This window comes from Geomonas sp. (assembly GCF_056994735.1).
Genome location: NZ_JBXKJL010000158.1, coordinates 1 through 16,802, shown reverse-complemented (window position 1 = coordinate 16,802; position 16,802 = coordinate 1). Strand labels below are relative to the sequence as shown.

Sequence of the window (16,802 nt, the reverse complement as noted above, 5' to 3'; positions counted from 1 at the left end):
GCAGTTCTCACGCAGGTCCGGCAGATGGCGAGGCTGCTGCCGTTTGTTGGGGCTCCGGGGCCCGTTTCCATCTCTTGTGCACCCAGTACCATTGGGAAGGATGCTTGGCGATGTAATCCTCGAGATATCGGGCCAGTCCCGCGGCGTCCTCGACCGCGCAGAGCTCCGGGTCGCTGGCCTGGGACGGGATGAACTCGGGGTGAAAGGTTACGATCTGGCGGTCTCCTTCCCGGTGGATGAAAGCCGGGACCATGGGAGCCCCGCTCTTGCGGGCAATCAGCGCGGGGAGCCTGGTGGCCCAGGCCGGACGTCCCAGGAAATCGATCAGCACCCCCTCGTCAGGTTGCACGGCCTGGTCGATCAGCATCCCGACAATCTCCTGCCTCTTGAAGGCGGCGAACATGGCCCGCAGGGCGCCCGACTTGTAGATGACTCCGTTGCCGTACGACTTCCGGATCCGCTCGGTCACCGAATTCAGGTGTTTGTTGTCCAGCGGTCTGGCGACCACCGACAGTGCGTGAAAGCGCACCCCGAAGGAGAGGGCCAGGAGTTCCCAGTTGCCGCAGTGAGCGGTGATGAAGGCAAGCCCCTTCCCCTTGGACATGGCGGCCCGGTAATGCTCCAGCCCCCGGAACTCGACGGCCTCGATCATGCGCCGGCCGCGGCCGTGGTAGAGCTTGCAGACCTCGGCCACGCAGCGCCCCAGGTTCTCGAAGGTCTCCAGCGCCAGGGCCTCGGGGCTCTCCCCCTTCCAGCCCGGCTGCCGCTCGAGGTAGGGGATACTCCGGGCGATGTTGTCGATGGCGACCTGCCGCCTCTTCTCCAGAAGGAGATAGAACAGCCGCCCCAGCCAGCGCCCGAAGGAGAGTGCCATCTTGTCGGGGACCAGCGCCACGGCGAAGGAGACGGTAAGGAAAAGCGCAGTCTCCAGGTACCTGCGGAGCTGTTTTGAAGCGTTGGACATAATTACCTTAACTCGATGGGATTGAACCCATCCACCTCCTGCCCGTTGTCGGCCAGGACGGGAGATGATTTCTGGCTAGTTCTTGTACTGCATGCCGTGCAGCCGGCTGTAAAGCCCTTCGTTCTCCAGCAGCGCGTTGTGGCTCCCCGTCTCGGCCACGACACCCTTCTCGATGACCACGATCCGGTCGGCGTGGGTGATGGTGGAGAGCCGGTGGGCGATCACGAAGGTGGTCCTGTTCTTCATCAGGTTGTTCAAGGCGTTCTGCACCATCAGTTCGCTCTCGGTGTCGAGGGCGCTGGTGGCCTCGTCCAGGATCAGGATCGGGGCGTCCTTCAGGATGGCCCGGGCGATGCAGATCCGTTGGCGCTGCCCGCCGGAAAGCCGCACGCCGCGGTCTCCGATGTTGGTCTGGTACCCTTCCGGGAGTTCCAGCACGAATTCGTGGGCAAAGGCGGCCCTGGCCGCAGCCTCTACTTCGGCGTCAGTGGCGAGAGTTTTCCCGTAGCGGATGTTGTTCGCTATGGTGTCGTTGAAAAGGATGGTCTCCTGGTCGACCAGGGCCAGCTGGCTCAACAGGCTCTTCAGGGTCCGGCGCCGGATGTCCACGCCATCGATGAGAACGGCGCCCTGGGTCGGATCATAGAAGCGGGTGATCAGAGAGACCAGCGTGGTCTTGCCACCTCCCGAGGGACCTACCAGGGCGATGACCTCACCCCTCCTGGCCTGGAGGTTCACACCCTGCAGCACGTAGTCGTCGTCGTACTTGAAGTGCACGTCCCGGAACTCGACGTCTCCGCGAGCGCGCCCCAGATCCTGGGCATCGGGCGCGTCGACTATCTCCGGCTTCTCGTCTATGATCTCGAAAACCCGCTCAGCCGCGCCAATGGAGCGCTGCATGCTGTTGTAGGAGCTGATCAGCCTCTTGACCGGGGTGAAGACCAGCACCATGGCGGTTATGAATGAGAAGAACTCCGAGGCGCTGCGCTGCCCCGACATCACGTTGGACCCGCCGATCCAGATGACCGCGGCAATGCCGAAAGAGGTGATGAACTCCATGATCGGCGTGGAGAGCCCGGCGTACTTTATGTTCTTCCTGGCGAAGTAGTAGAACTCATAGTTGCTGCGCTTGAAGCGCTCCACCTCGCGGTCCTCCAGCCCGAAAGCCTTTATCACCTTGATGCCGGAGTAGGTCTCCTGCAGCACCGAGGCGAGGACCCCCATCTTCTCCTGCCCGTCCTTGGAGAGCCGCTTGATACGCTTGCCGATCTTCTGGGCCGGCAACACCGTGAGCGGGATCACCACAAAGGAGATCAGCGCGAGCTTCCAGTCGCGGTAGAAAATGACCCCCAGCAGGGAGATTGCCGAGATGCCGTCGCGGAAGAGGCCGGTGACGATATTGCCCACCCCCTCCTGCATCATCCCTACGTCGTTGAGCACCCGTGACATCAGCGTCCCCGTGCCGCGGCGGCTGAAGAAGCCGAGGCCCAGGTGCATGTTCTTGTCGTAGATCTCGTTGCGGACGTCCTGCACGGCGAGCTGCCCCGCAGTGCTGATGAAGTAGTCGTTGGTGTAGCGGCAAACGCCGCGCAGGGCGAAGAGGAAGATGATCCCGAAGGGCAGAAGGTAATAGATCTGCATATCCTTGCCGGAGAACATCTTTTTCAGCACCGGCTCCACCAGGTAGGCGAAAGCGCCGTCCATCCCCCCCACTCCCAGCGAGCCGAGGGCGGCGATGACTATGCGCCACCAGTAGGGCCTGCTGTAGCCGAGGAGCCTCTTGAAAATGTGTGTCCCTTTTTCCGTTACAGCTTCCATTACATCATCTCCATGGCGAGGCGGGCCACCCGGCCCAGCGCCCCACCGCTACCTAGCTTAACTTTTACCGACGCCAGCCCTTCCCGCATGCCGGCGGCATAGCCGGGGTCGTTCAGGATCGCCTCGATCTCCCCGGCGATGGCAACCGGTTCAGCCTCGTGCTGGATCAGTTCCTTGATCAGGCGTTTTTCCGCCACGATGTTGCAGATCCCGATGTGCGGGACGTTGATTACCCTCTTGCCTACCTGGTAGGTCAGCGGGGAGACCTTGTAGATGAGGACCGAAGGGACCCCCACCAGCGCGAGCTCCATGATGACCGTGCCGGAGACCGAGATCGCCGCGTCACAACCGGCCATCAGGTCGTGGTTCCTTCCCGAGATCACCGTTACCGGCACCTGCGCCTGCTCCAGATACGGCGCCAGGTCCTCGTGCCTGAGCGACGAGGCGAGCGGCAGCACGAACTGCAGCTCCGGGGAGCGCGACTTAAGGCGCCGGGCGGCCTCCAGGATGACCGGGAGGAGCCTCTTTATCACCGACTTGCGGCTCCCGGGGAAGAGTCCGACGGTCTTGCGGCTCGGGTCGAGCCCCAGCGAGGCAAGGGCCTCGTCCCTCTTGAGCTCGGGGCGCACCATGTCGACCAGCGGGTGCCCGACGAAGGTGACCGGGATCCCGGCGTTCTGGTAGAAGGGGACCTCGAAAGGAAAGAGCACCGCCATCATGTCGACCACGCGCCCTATGCCCTTGACCCGCCCGCTCCTCCAGGCCCAGACCTGGGGGCTGATGAAGTACAGCACCTTGACGCCGGCACGCTTGGCCACCTTGGCGAGTCTCAGGTTGAAGTCGGGGTAATCGATCAGGATCAGCAGCCTGGGCGGATCGGTGAGGAGCCTCTGCTTGAGGATGTTGAAGCCCTTCACGATCACCGGGAGGTGCCCCAGCACCTCGACCAGCCCCATGACCGCCATCACGTTGGCGTCGACCAGGGTCTCGACCCCGGCTTGGCGCATGCAGTCCCCCCCCATCCCGAAGAAGGAGGTCCCCGGCGAGAGCGCCCGCATCTCGGAGGCCAGCGTCGCCCCGTACATATCCCCGGAAGCCTCTCCGGCGACTATCATCACTGATTGGTTCTCTTCGGCCAACTGTTACCCCGGATTGAGAACAAAAGTCAGGCTAAAAAATTCTAACCATCGTTCCCTGAAAGCAGATTGAGGCCAAGGTTGAAAAGGAAACTATCCTTTCACCAACCTTAGCCTCAGTCCTTGCAGGCTCGCAGCCTGACGGTTTGATTTCACTGACGTGGGTTCTGCACTTGAATCCTGATCTTGATCCGTCTACCTGCAGATGCCCCGTTTGGACGACTCGATGGAGGAGATGAAGTGATCGACTGCGGGGGATGACGGAACCTCTGCCTTCATCCGCACGACCGCCTCGGAGAGTTTGAGGTCGGAGAACGCCAGGATCTTGTAGGCCTTCTTGAGGGCCGAGATGGTCTCGTCGGGGAAGCCGCGGCGCTTGAGACCGATCAGGTTCAGGCCGCGCAGCTTCAGGTCCCTTCCCTCGCCGGTGAGGATGGTGTAAGGGGGGATGTCGTTGGCCACCATGGCGCCGCCGCCGATCATCACGCTCTCTCCCACCGTGACGAACTGGTGGATGGCGCAAAGGCCGCCGAGGATGGCGTAATCCTCGACCTTGACGTGCCCGGCCAGGGTGGCGGAGTTGGCCATCACCACGTTGCTGCCGACGTGGCAGTCGTGGGCCACGTGGGAGTAGGCCATGAAGAGGTTGTTATCGCCGACGGTGGTCTCGCCGTCGCCGGTGACGGTCCCGAGGTGCAGGGTGGCGAACTCGCGGATGGTGTTGCCGTTGCCGATACGGAGGTAGGTCTCCTCCCCCTTGTACTTGAGATCCTGGGGTACCGCGCCGACGGAGGCCATGTGGAAGATGTTGTTGTTCTCGCCGATCTCGGTCCAGCCGTCGATTACAGCGTGGGGGCCGACCTTGGTCCCCTTGCCGATCTTGACGTTGGCCCCTATGACCGCGAACGGTCCAATCTCGGCGCCTTCAGCGATCTGGGCGCCGGGGTAAATGATTGCACTGCTGTGGATCATGCTCTATCTCCGCTAGCCTAACCGCTACCTGTCCGCCAGGGTAGCCTTGAGCTCCGCCTCGGTCACCAGGGTGTCGCCGACGAAGGTCTTGCCGGACACGCTCCAGATACCGCGTTTGTTAAAGATGGTCTCGATCTCGATCCTCAGCGTATCGCCGGGCTTGACCGGCTTGCGGAATCGAGCGTTGTCAATGGCCATGAAGTAGCTCACCTTGTCCGCTGCATCGTTACCGGACGAGAGGTACGCCATGATGGCTGCCACCTGCGCCATCGCCTCGATGATCAGCACCCCCGGCATGACCGGGTGCCCGGGGAAGTGTCCCTGGAAAAAGGGCTCGTTCATAGTCACGTTCTTGAGAGCCACGATCCGCTTTCCCGGTTCAACCTCCAGCACCTTATCCACCATCAGGAAGGGATAGCGGTGCGGCAGGATCTCCATAATCTGCACTATATCAAGCATGCCAACTCCTAGATTTAGTTTCGCCGCACGCAGTTACCGCGGCGCTATCAATACATTGGAAAACCGACTAAAGAGCCCCGTTCGGGAACGGGTAGCCCCCTGCCTTTTCTACTCCTGCCCTTTCTCCCCGGCCCCGCCCTGCAGGCTCGCGATCAGGCTCTCCAGTTCCGCCACCCTCTTCTCCAGCGAGCTCACGCCCTTCCTTATTTCAGGAAGCTTCGGCACCATACCGGATATCTTGAGCCATTCCCGGTGCGGCAGGACCGGAATCCCGCTCACGATCTGCCCGGCGGCAATGTTGTTGGGGACGCCGGACTTGGCGCCGATCATGACATTGTCACCGATCTTGATGTGCCCGGCCACCCCGACCTGGCCACCCATGGTCACGTGGTTCCCGACCTGGGTGGAGCCGGAGATGCCGACCTGCGACACGATCATGCAGTTCTCTCCGATCACGCAGTTGTGGCCGATCTGGACCAGGTTGTCGATCTTGGTGCCGCGCCGGATGCGGGTCACTTCGAGGGCCGCGCGATCGATGACGGTGTTGGAGCCGATCTCGACGTCATCCTCGATGACCACTATGCCGATCTGCGGGATCTTGTACCATTCGTTGCCGTCGGGAGCATAGCCGAAGCCGTCGCAGCCGATCACGGTGCCGTTATGGATGATGACGCGGTTCCCGATGCGGCACCTTTCCCTCACGCTGACGTTGGCATGGAGCGTAACGTCATCTCCCACCACCACACCCGGATAGAGGGCGACGCCGGGGTAGAGGGTAACGCGGTCCCCTATCACCACTCCGGGGCCAACGCTGGCGCCGGGGTAGATGGAAACGTCGGACCCTATCTTCGCACCCTCGGCCACGAAGGCGCCGGGCATGACGCCTGTCGGCGCTGCGGGTGCCGTGTAGAAAAGGGTCAGAAGTTTCGCGAAGGCCAGGTACGGATTGGGATGGAAGATGGCGTTCCGGCCGTGCGGATTCCCGCCTTCCGGGAGAAGGACGGCGGAGGCGCCGGTGGTGGCAACCTTGGCGGCGTACTTCGGATTGGCCAGGAAGGTGAGCTGCCCTTCGCGGGCATCGTCGAGGGTGGCGAGGCCATTGATCAAGATCTCGCCGTCTCCGGAGACGCTACCCCCGAGGTAGAGGGCAATTTCCTTTAGTGACTTCGCCATGTCTCACTTCTTCCTGAAGCTGTTGAACGCTTTCAGGACCTCTTCGGTCAGGTCAGCGGCGGGATCAAGATAAATCATGGTGTCGTTCTTGACGAAGATCGCGGTGTAGCCGTTCTTGCGCCCGAAATCCTGCGCCACCTTCACGATCTCGTCCACGATGCGGCCGGTGAACTCGTCGTTCTTGGCCTGCAGGTCTTCCTGGGCATCCTTCAGGAAACGCTGGTATTCCTTGAGACGCTGCTGGTAGTCCCGCTCCTTGGCACTGCGGGCGGACTCGGTGAGGACGATCCCCTGGCTTTCCAGCTCACCCTTGAGCTTCTTCAGCTCCGCTTCCTTGCTCCCCTTGTCGGCCTCATATTTCGCGGCCTTCTGGCTCAGCTGATCCTTGGCCTCCTTCCCGGCATCCGAGGTCAGCAGCACCTTCTGGACATCCACCGAGCCGATTTTCGAGCCGTCGGCGGCCAGGGCGGTGAGGGGGAGTGCCAGCAACAGGGTCAAAGCGATGATGAAACGTTTCATGACATGCTCCTTGTCGTACGTCTTGAGATTAGAAAATGGTTCCTATTGAGAATTCCAACCTGCCGCTGGACCGGTCGATGCCGGGTCGCGGGTTGATCGGGATACCGTATTCGAGTCTGAGCGGGCCTATCGGGGAGAACCAGCGTATGCCGGCGCCGTAGCTGGTCAGGAACTTGGAGAAGGTGTCGCCCAGGGTGTCCCTGGAGTTACCGGCATCAAAGAAGACCACGCCCTTGAGGCCGGCCTCCTTCAGCAGCGGGAAGGTATACTCCAGGTTGACCACGGCCTCGACGTCGCCCCCGAGGTAGACGAATCGGCGATTGGTGGGCCCGAAGCCGTTACCGTTCAAGCTGACTTCCTGGACCTCCCTGGTTTCGCAGACGGTCCGGGATGAGTAACCGCGGAGGGTGCTGATCCCGCCCAAGTAGAACTTCTCATCGATGGGAACCTCCTTCCCCCCGATCCCCTGGATGAATCCGAAGGTCCCCCGCAACGAGGCCACGGTCCCGAAGCCGACAGGGTGGAAATAGGCGTGTTCCGTGGTGTAGCGCGCATACCTGTTGGTTCCGCCCAGACCGGCGAATTCGATGGCGACCGAGTTGATCATCCCCGAGGACGGATCGATGCGATAGTCGGTGGCGTTCCTGGTCAGGCTCCCCTGGATGGCGCTGGTGGTGGAGAAGCGTTCCGGTGCGATTACAGTGCCGTTGTGGATGCTCTGCAACAGGGGCTGCGACTCGTCGAAGATCTCCTTCTCCTCGTACTTGTAGAGCCAGAAGGTGCTGACATTGTCGGAGAGGGGGTAGCCGGCCTTGATGTCACCGCCGGTGGCGCGCCTGGTGTAGTCGACGTACTGCCGCTCGTTGCGGTAGATGTCGCCGCCCAAGTTCCACTTGGAGTCCAGAAAGTACGGGTCGGTCAATCCCAGGTTGTAAGTCTTGGACTTGCTCCCGATGGCGACCGCGGCGGTGGCCTTGAGCCCCAGCCCCAGGAAGTTGGACTGCTGCACCGAGCCCTGACCTATGATGCCGTCGAGCGAACTGTATCCGGCGCCGACACTGAAGGTGCCGGTCGGCTTCTCCTTCACATCGACGTTCAGGTCCAGCTTGTCCGGGGCGCTCCCCTTCGCTGTGACCAGGTTGGCTTCTTCGAAATAGCCGGTGTTCATAAGGTTCTGCTTGCTGCGCTTCAACCCGCTGGAGCTGTAGAGGTCCCCCTCGTCCAGCCTCAGCTCGCGACGCACCACCTTGTCTCGCGTCTTGGTGTTACCGGCGATGTTGATCCGGTCGATGTGGACGATCTCTCCCTTCTCCAGCTCGAAGACGATGTCCAGGGTGCGCTGCTCGGCGTGGAGTATGGTCTGCGGGGAGACGTTTGCGAAGGCGTACCCCTTGTCGGCGTAGAAGTCGGTAAGGGTGAAGACATCGTTCCTGAGGTTGGTCCGGCTGAAAATCTCCCCGCCCTTCTCCTTGACCATCTTCATCAGTTCGTCGGAACCGACCAGGAGATCGCCCCTGAAGCCCAGCGTGCCGATCCGGTACTGTTCGCCCTCGGTGATCCCGATGGAGACCTTGAGGCCGCTCTTATCCGGCAGAAGCTCGACCTTCGGCTCCCCGACCTTGACGTTGATGTAGCCGTTGTTCATGTACAGGTCGGCGATCAGCGCGACGTCGTTCTTCAGCGCCTCTTCCTTATAGGTCCCCGCGCCGGTCAGCCAGGAGAACATCCACTCCTCGCCCGTGTCCATAACCTTTTTCAGTTTCTTGGCCTTGAAGGCACGGTTGCCCTCGAAGGCGATGGTCTGGATCAGGACCTTCTTCCCTTCCTTGATGCGGAAGATGACGTTGACCTCGGTTTCAGAGCGTTTGCTGATGCTACCGTCGACCTCGGCCAGGTAGTAGCCTTCATCGCTGTAGAGCTTCTTGACCTTCTTGATGCTCTTTTGCAGGTCCTTGTAGGAGTAGATGGTGTTGGGTTTGATCTCGATGGCCTCTCGCACCTTGTCGGTGCTGAGTTCCTTGGCCCCCTCGATCTTAACCTCCCTCACTACCGGTTTTTCCTGAACCACGTACTCGAGAACAGTTCCCGCAGGCCCCTTGTCAAGCTGTGCCTTGACGTCGCGGAAATATCCCAGTTTGAAGATGGCGCGGACGTCGGCATCGACCTTGTCCCGGTCCAGCTCTTCGCCGCTCCTGACCCGCACTGCCTGCATGATGGCGGCAGTCTCGATGCGGCGGTTCCCGCTGATCTTGACGGCGGAGATCCTGTTCTCGGCAGCCTTGTCGGTGGCAGCCCTCTCGGTGGCAGCCCTCTCGGCGGCAGCCCTCTCGTTGGCAGCCCTCTCGGTGGCAGCCTTGTCGGCAGCGCCCTTGTCGGCAGCGCCCTTGTCGGCGGGTGTCTTATTGGCAGCGACTTTGTCCGGGGTGGCCTTGTCCGCTGCAGCCTTATCGGTCGCGGCAAAGGAGGTCCCGGAAACGGCCAGGATCTGAACGGCGAGCATGGCTGAAATAGTTTTGCGCAGCAAGGTTCCCCCAAGGTTACTTATATTGCAATGAATTACAACAGGATCCGACGTCACCTCAACCACCGGCACTTCCAGAAATGCGGGCTAGGCCGTCTCCACGATGCTGCCGTCAATCAGGCGGACGGTGCGCTGCATCCCCGCGGCCAGGTGCTCGTTGTGAGTCACGATAACGAGGGAAATCCCGGTATTCTGCTGGATGGAGTAGAGCAGCGAGTGGATCTCCTCGCTGGTCTTCATGTCCAGGTTTCCCGTCGGCTCGTCAGCCAGCAACAGGCGCGGCGAGCGCACCAGCGCACGCGCGATTGCCACGCGCTGCTGTTCGCCGCCTGAAAGTTCCCCCGGCCTGTGGGTCACCCTGTGCGAGAGCCCGACGCTGTCGAGAAGCTCCAGCGCCCTCCCCTCGGCACGCGAACGCTTTTCGCCCCCGATGAGAAGGGGCATCATCACGTTCTCCATCGCCGAGAACTCCGACAGCAGGTGGTGGAACTGGAAGACGAACCCGATCGCGCGGTTGCGGAAGGAGGCGAGCGGCTGGTCCGAAAGGTTGAAAATTTCCTGCCCGTCGAAGAGGACCGTTCCCGACGTCGGGCGGTCGATGGTCCCCATCACGTGGAGGAGCGTACTCTTGCCGGCGCCGGAAGGACCGACCAGGGCAATGGTGTCGCCTGCTTCCACATCGAGATCGATGCCCTTCAGCACCTCGACCTTGGCGTGGCCGCTGCCGTATGACTTGTAGAGGTCCCTGACCTCGAGGAGGCTACTCATAGCGCAGCGCCTCCGCGGGAGCCATGCGCGATGCGGCCCAGGAAGGATAGAGCGTGGCCGCGAAGGAGATGAGCACGGCGGTCACGCTGATCAGCAGCACGTCGGACGGTATCACCCTCGACGGGAAGTGATCCAGGTAGTAGATATCCTTGCTGAAAAGTTCGAAGCCGGTGACCTTCTGAATGACGGAGACGATCGGCTCCAGATTCAGCGCCACCAGCAGGCCGCTCAGTACGCCGACGACGGTGCCGAAGACCCCGATGATCACGCCCTCGAAGACGAAGATGCGCATGATGCTCCTGCTGGTCGCACCCATTGACTTGAGTATGGCGATATCCCGGGTCTTCTCCATGACCACCATGAAGAGCGTGGAGGCGATGCCGAAGGCCGCCACCAGCACGATCAGGGTCAGGATCACGAACATGACGCTCTTCTCCGTCTTCAGGGCGAAGAGGATGTTCTTGTTCATCTGCATCCAGTCCCGCGCATGGTACGGGGGGCCGAGCTCGGTGTTCAGGGTCTGGGCCAGCTGCCCGGTCTTGTAGACGTCGCGCACCTTGAGCTGGATACCGGTTACCACGTCACCCATCCCCAGGAACTGCTGGGCTTCGGCCAGCGAGACATAGGCCAGGGTGGAGTCGTATTCGAACATGCCGGTGTTGAAGATCCCGGTGATCTTGAAGCGGCGCATCTTCGGCATCATCCCGAAGGGGGTTATATTGCCCATCGGGGAGATCACGTCCACCGTGTCGCCCAGGAAGAGCCCCAGGTTCTTGGCCAGTTCCTTGCCGACCACCAGCCCCGGCGTCTTGGCGGCGGTATCGTCCAGCGACTGGAGGTTCCCCTCCACAATGGACTTGTGAAGGTTGGTCACCTTGGCGTCGGTCTGCACGTCGATGCCGCGCAGCACCACCCCCGACACGTTCCTGCCGGAGGAGAGCATCACCTGGTTGTAGATGAAGGGCGTGGCTGCCACGACCCCGTCCATCCCCTCCACCTTCTTGAGGAGCTTCTGATAGTCGTTCACCGCGCCGGTCGAGTTGAGGATCACGATGTGCGCGTTGGTACCGAGGATCTTGTCCTTGAGGTCCTCCTCGAAACCGGTCATCACCGCCAGGACGATGATGAGCGCCATGACCCCGAGCGCCACTCCGGCGACGGAGATCAGGGTGATCAAGGAGATGAAGGTCGATTTGCGCTTCGCCTTCAGGTAGCGCAGCCCTATGAAGAGCTCGAAGGGCATTTACTTCGCCTCTTTGCGGAGCTGCGGGAAGAGGATGACGTCGCGGATCGACGGGGAGTCGGTCAGGAGCATGACCAGGCGGTCGATGCCGATCCCCTCGCCTGCTGTCGGCGGGAGGCCGTATTCCAGCGCGCGGATGTAGTCCTCGTCCATGTAGTGGGCCTCTTCGTCCCCCTTGTCCTTGGCGGCGACCTGGGCCAGGAAGCGTTCCTTCTGGTCGCGCGGGTCGTTGAGCTCCGAGAAGGCGTTGGCCATCTCGCGCCCGGCGCAGAAGAACTCGAAGCGGTCCACGATCTCGGGATCGTGGTCGTTCTTCCTGGAGAGGGGCGAGACCTCGGTCGGATAGGAGGTGATGAAGGTCGGCTGGATCAGTTTCGGTTCGGCGATTTCCTCGAAGATCTCGGTGACGAGCTTGCCGTAACCGACGTCCTCCGGGAGATCGAGGCCCAGCTTGGTGGCGTAGGCGTAGGCCAGGTCACGGTCCTCGAGGGACTTGGCATCGATCTCGCCGTAGTGGAGGATGGCCTCCTTGACGGTGAAGCGCTGCCAGGGGCGCTGGAAGCTGATCGGTGTTCCGCCGTAGCTGAAGTCGAGGGTTCCCAGGAGTTCCTGCGCCACGTGACAGAGGAGCTCCTCGGTGAAGTTCATCAGGTCCTCGAAGGTGGCGTAGGCCTGGTAAAACTCCATCATGGTGAACTCGGGGTTGTGCCGCACCGAGATCCCTTCGTTCCTGAAATTGCGGTTGATTTCGAAAACACGATCCAGGCCGCCTACCACCAGCCTCTTCAGGTAGAGCTCGGGGGCGATGCGGAGGAAGAGCTCCATATCAAGGGCGTTGTGATGGGTCACGAACGGCTTGGCCGTGGCGCCGCCGGGGATCGGCTGCATCATCGGGGTTTCCACCTCGAGGAAGTCGTGCCGGGTCATGAACTCGCGGATCAAGGAGACGACGCGGGAGCGCTTGAAGAAGACGTCCCTGACCTCGGGGCTGACGATCAGGTCGACGTAGCGCTGGCGGTAGCGGGTCTCGACGTCGGTAAGACCATGGAACTTCTCGGGAAGCGGCAGCAGCGACTTGGTCAGCAGTCGAATGGAGCTGACGGCGATGGAGAGCTCACCGGTCTTGGTACGGAAAGGGTGACCGGAGGCACCGACGATGTCGCCGATGTCGTAGTTCTCGAACTCGGAGAAGAGCTCCTCGCCCAGCTGGTCCTTTTTCAGGTAAAGCTGAACGCGGCCCTTACGGTCCTGCAACTGCACGAACGCGGCCTTGCCGAAGGAGCGGCGGGCCAGGATGCGGCCGGCCAGCACGAAAAGCTGGGGGTTTTCCTCGATCACTTCCTTGTCGCCGTAAGCGGCGCGGACATCCGCGGAGGTGTGCTCGGGCCTGAAATCGTTAGGGTACGGGTTTATCCCGGCTTCCCAAAGTGCGTCAACTTTACGTCTTCTCTGCAGCAGCAGTTCGCTCAACTCTTCCATATTGTCTGATTAACCTTTCTAGCGCCGTGGGCTGGGAAACAATCCGTCAAATTAGCCCAAGTAGGCGCGTCAAGTCAAGGGAAATGGAGGCTGCCAGCCCCCCGGCAGGGGCGTATTGGCCGCCCTAAAAAATCTGCGTGGGTGTCAGCAGAAAAGCGATCGAATTGCTGGGAACGGGCTGCCCCAGCTGTCCCCAGCCGTTGTCCCCCCATCCGTACCATTTCCCGCCGATTTTGGCGAAGGACTGGCTGCCGGAGGCGTAGACATCCTCTATCTCGCCGGGGATGGAATCGAGCACAGTGGCCTTCACGGGGGCGGGTATGAAGATGGAAGCCGCCCCGGTCCCCACCTGGCCCTTGTCATTCAAACCCCAGGCCCACACCTCATTCTTCCTGGTGTCCACATTCTGCACGATGGCCAGCACGTGCGCCTGGCCCGCCGATATCCTGACGACGGGGCTTAAGGCAGCGCCGTCGGCCTTCGTTATCAGGGCGGGGGTCTTCGCGTCAGGGACGTTAATGCGCGGGCCGAGCTGTCCGTAGGCGTTGTATCCCCAGCCCCACACCGTGCCGTCGAGGGCCGAGGAGTTGCGGCCCACCAGGGCAAGGCTGTAGCTTCCTGCCGCGGCGATATCGCTGATACCGATGCCGTCAGGCAACGCCTGGTCTGCAGGGACGATACCGAGGAACTGGTTGATCCGGTTGGGAAGTGCATCCACCGGCTGGGCCAGGTTGGTAACGGCAGGGCTCACTAGCCCCAACTGGCCTTGGTCGTTCAAACCCCAACTGTAGACTTTGCCGTCGGCGGTCAGCGCCAGAGAGTGGCTTCCGCCTGCCACCACCTTGCTTACGCCGGTCAGCGGCGTACCCGGGGCTGTCAGCACCTTTACCGGGGTAGAGGAATTGGCGAGCGTCCCGTCCCCCAACTGCCCGGAGGCGTTCCCTCCCCAGGCATACACATAACGCACGGGGGTGGGCTCCTCCTCCACGATTGCCACCGAGTGCTCCCACCCTGCGGCAACTCCACGGACCGGGCCCGCCACCGTTATGGGCTGCGGGCGGGGAGCGAATGCGCTTCCCCCGGCGGTCGGCAGTGCACCGCCGATGCCGAGCCTCCCCTGGAAATTCGAGCCCCAGGTCCAGATGGTGTTGCCTTTATAGGCCACGACATGATTGGCCCCGGCGGCAACCGCGTCGATCTCGGTCATCCCGGTCGCAGTTGGGACCTGGAGAAAGCCGGAACGGTGGTTGAGGGTGCCGTCTCCGAGTTGGCCGTAGCTGTTATATCCTGAAGTCCAGACGGTACTGTGGTTTCGGAAGGCGGTGAAGCTGAAGAAGATCTCTTCCGTGGTGGGGACGCTGTTCTTCGAGGAAGTGCCGCACCCCGACAGTAGGGCCACGGCCAGCAATGCTCCTGCCACAAAGAGGCGGGAAGGGAGTTTTGTCATCATTATGTGTAATCCTCTTAAGAAATATCAGCGGATTTAACTATACATAAGGGGGAATGTCAAGGAAGGACTCCCGGAATCGGCAGTTGACACGGCGCACTCCTTCCATGTAAGAATGAGACACTATTTCTTAATCCAGGAGGCGGCGAGACGGCATGGCTATCGAACCCAATAAAGTCATTTACTCCATGATCGGGGTAAGCAAGTTCTACGACAAGAAACCCGTTCTTAAAGATATCTATCTCTCCTACTTCTACGGCGCCAAGATCGGCGTTCTCGGTCTCAACGGTTCCGGCAAGAGCTCCCTGCTCAGGATCCTCTCCGGCGAGGACAAGGATTTCAACGGCAAGACCATCCTCTCCGCAGGATACACGGTCGGGATCCTGCACCAGGAGCCGAAGCTCGACGCGGGCAAGACGGTGCGCCAGTGCGTGGAGCAGGGTGTGCAGGAGACCGTTGACCTCATGAACGAGTTCAACGAGATCAACCTGCGCTTCGGGGAGGAGATGACCGACGCCGAGATGGAGAAACTGTGCGACCGCCAGGCAGCCGTGCAGGAGAAGCTCGATCACCTTGACGCCTGGGACCTCGACAGCCGGCTGGAGATGGCCATGGACGCGCTGCGCTGCCCTCCCGGTGACACCCCCGTCGACGTGCTCTCCGGCGGGGAGAAGCGTCGCGTCGCCCTCTGCCGTCTCCTGCTGCAAAAGCCCGACATCCTCCTTTTGGACGAGCCGACCAACCATCTGGACGCCGAGTCTGTGGCCTGGCTGGAGCAGCACCTGCAGCGCTACGCCGGCACCATCATCGCCGTGACCCACGACCGCTACTTCCTCGACAACGTTGCCGGATGGATCCTGGAGCTCGACCGCGGGCAGGGTATTCCCTGGCAGGGTAACTATTCTTCGTGGCTGGAGCAGAAGCAAAACCGCCTGGCCCAGGAGGAGAAGTCGGAAAGCGAGCGCCAGAAAACTCTCAAGCGCGAGCTGGAGTGGATCAGGATGTCTCCGAAAGGGCGGCATGCCAAGGGCAAGGCCCGCATTACCTCCTACGAGGACCTGCTCAACACCGAGAGCGAGAAACATGCGAAGGATCTCGAGATCTACATTCCGCCGGGGCCGCGCCTGGGCGGCGTCGTCGTCGAGGCCGAGAACGTCAACAAGGCATACGGCGACAACCTCCTGATGGACGGCATGTCCTTCAGGCTTCCGCCGGGCGGCATCGTCGGCGTCATCGGCCCCAACGGCGCCGGCAAGACCACCCTCTTCCGCATGATCACCGGCGAAGAGAAACCCGACTCCGGGAGCTTCAAGATCGGCGACACCGTGAAGCTAGCCTACGTCGACCAGAGCAGGGAGGCGCTCGACCCGAACCAGAGCATCTGGGAGGCCATCTCCGGTGGCCAGGAGCAGCTGCAGCTGGGGAAACAGCTGGTCAGTTCCCGCGCCTACGTGGCCCGCTTCAACTTCTCGGGAACGGACCAGCAGAAGAAAGTCGGCGCCCTGTCAGGGGGAGAGCGAAACCGCGTCCACCTGGCGAAGATGCTGAAGGACGGCGGCAACGTCGTACTCCTCGACGAACCGACCAATGACCTCGACGTCAACACCATGCGGGCGCTCGAGGAGGCTTTGGAGAATTTCGCCGGGTGCGCCGTGGTCATCTCCCATGACCGCTGGTTCCTGGACAGGATCGCCACCCACATCCTGGCCTTCGAAGGGGAAAGCAAGGTCGTCTGGTTCGAGGGCAACTACTCGGAGTACGAGGAGGACCGCCACGCCCGTCTGGGCACCGCAGCCGATCAGCCGCACCGGATCAGGTACCGGCAGTTGACCAGGGTGTAGCATTTCACCCACCGAGACGTAAAAAGCAAGAAAGGGGCGCCCTGTTGAGAGCGCCCCTTTCTTATATTGTTCGCTTAACCAGGAGCGTGCCCCCCTCGCCCCCCGGGCCTGCGCGCTGAAGCGCTCCGGTGCGCAAGCGGGAGAGCAACTGTGTGCGAGGGACGCAAGCCATGCGGTGCCGGCTCTCCCTTTCGTAGGAGCGCCCTTCCAGGCGCGAACCGCAGCAACGATGCCGTTCCCACGAAAGGCAATATCGAAGGAGTTACCCCTTCCTGCCGCATCCGTAAACCACCTCGTAGGTCGACGGTATCCCCTCGTCCCTTGCGAAGCTCTTCCGGTAGATCTCCATCATATCCAGCATCACCCTTCTCTCGGAAAGTCCCTTGGCGGCAACAGGGGTGGCGGTTCCGGCGCCGATCCGTTTCAGGGAACGGAGAAGCTCAGGAACGTCCGGATGAAATT

General features: G+C 61.6%; 13 protein-coding genes and 1 pseudogene. 1 reads left to right on the top strand and 13 read right to left on the bottom strand.

Annotated elements, in window-relative coordinates:
* Window positions 1-7: 7 nt before the first annotated feature.
* The 12 genes from AC11W3_RS07540 to AC11W3_RS07485 all read right to left on the bottom strand — a co-directional run bounded on the left by AC11W3_RS07540 (window position 8) and on the right by AC11W3_RS07485 (window position 14,502).
* Complete coding sequence (locus AC11W3_RS07540; protein WP_484090101.1) at window positions 8-964, bottom strand: lysophospholipid acyltransferase family protein; 957 nt, start codon at window positions 962-964, stop codon at window positions 8-10.
* Between the two features lie 75 nt (window positions 965-1,039).
* Window positions 1,040-2,782 (bottom strand): lipid A export permease/ATP-binding protein MsbA, encoded by a 1,743-nt coding sequence (msbA, locus tag AC11W3_RS07535; RefSeq protein WP_484090102.1) that lies wholly within the window; start codon window positions 2,780-2,782, stop codon window positions 1,040-1,042.
* A complete protein-coding gene (gene lpxB / locus AC11W3_RS07530; RefSeq protein ID WP_484090134.1) occupies window positions 2,782-3,897 on the bottom strand; it encodes a lipid-A-disaccharide synthase in 1,116 nt (371 codons plus the stop codon). The genes msbA and lpxB overlap by 1 nt, the downstream gene beginning before the upstream one ends.
* Window positions 3,898-4,113: 216 nt before the next feature.
* Complete coding sequence (gene lpxA / locus AC11W3_RS07525) at window positions 4,114-4,890, bottom strand: acyl-ACP--UDP-N-acetylglucosamine O-acyltransferase (protein WP_484090103.1); 777 nt, start codon at window positions 4,888-4,890, stop codon at window positions 4,114-4,116.
* 24 nt (window positions 4,891-4,914) lie between these two features.
* Window positions 4,915-5,349 carry a 3-hydroxyacyl-ACP dehydratase FabZ gene (gene fabZ, locus AC11W3_RS07520; protein WP_484090104.1) on the bottom strand — a complete coding sequence of 145 codons (435 nt, stop codon included), beginning with the start codon at window positions 5,347-5,349 and terminating at the stop codon, window positions 4,915-4,917.
* Between the two features lie 108 nt (window positions 5,350-5,457).
* Window positions 5,458-6,522 (bottom strand): UDP-3-O-(3-hydroxymyristoyl)glucosamine N-acyltransferase, encoded by a 1,065-nt coding sequence (gene lpxD, locus AC11W3_RS07515; protein WP_484090105.1) that lies wholly within the window; start codon window positions 6,520-6,522, stop codon window positions 5,458-5,460.
* 3 nt (window positions 6,523-6,525) lie between these two features.
* On the bottom strand, window positions 6,526-7,041 hold the full coding sequence (locus AC11W3_RS07510) for an OmpH/Skp family outer membrane protein (protein ID WP_484090106.1): 516 nt from the start codon (window positions 7,039-7,041) through the stop codon (window positions 6,526-6,528).
* A gap of 28 nt (window positions 7,042-7,069) precedes the next feature.
* The gene (gene bamA / locus AC11W3_RS07505) at window positions 7,070-9,565 is read right to left on the bottom strand and encodes an outer membrane protein assembly factor BamA (protein ID WP_484090107.1); all 2,496 of its coding nucleotides are present in this window, start codon (window positions 9,563-9,565) and stop codon (window positions 7,070-7,072) included.
* An 84-nt stretch (window positions 9,566-9,649) separates the two neighbouring features.
* Window positions 9,650-10,330: an ABC transporter ATP-binding protein gene (locus AC11W3_RS07500; RefSeq protein ID WP_484090108.1), complete on the bottom strand. Its 681-nt coding sequence runs from the start codon at window positions 10,328-10,330 to the stop codon at window positions 9,650-9,652.
* Window positions 10,323-11,573, bottom strand: coding sequence for a lipoprotein-releasing ABC transporter permease subunit (locus AC11W3_RS07495; protein WP_484090109.1), 1,251 nt, complete (start codon window positions 11,571-11,573; stop codon window positions 10,323-10,325). Before AC11W3_RS07495 ends, AC11W3_RS07500 begins: the two co-directional genes overlap by 8 nt.
* Window positions 11,574-13,052, bottom strand: a complete 1,479-nt coding sequence (gene lysS, locus AC11W3_RS07490; RefSeq protein WP_484090110.1) for a lysine--tRNA ligase — start codon at window positions 13,050-13,052, stop codon at window positions 11,574-11,576.
* 124 nt (window positions 13,053-13,176) lie between these two features.
* The gene (locus AC11W3_RS07485) at window positions 13,177-14,502 is read right to left on the bottom strand and encodes an RCC1 domain-containing protein (protein ID WP_484090111.1); all 1,326 of its coding nucleotides are present in this window, start codon (window positions 14,500-14,502) and stop codon (window positions 13,177-13,179) included.
* A gap of 152 nt (window positions 14,503-14,654) precedes the next feature.
* Here AC11W3_RS07485 and ettA point away from each other — a divergent pair, with 152 nt between their 5' ends.
* Complete coding sequence (gene ettA, locus AC11W3_RS07480) at window positions 14,655-16,340, top strand: energy-dependent translational throttle protein EttA (RefSeq protein ID WP_484090112.1); 1,686 nt, start codon at window positions 14,655-14,657, stop codon at window positions 16,338-16,340.
* 262 nt (window positions 16,341-16,602) lie between these two features.
* On the opposite strand, the pseudogene AC11W3_RS07475 reads toward ettA, so the two are convergent.
* Window positions 16,603-16,802, bottom strand: a pseudogene (locus AC11W3_RS07475) (malonyl-[acyl-carrier protein] O-methyltransferase BioC); the annotation flags it as partial.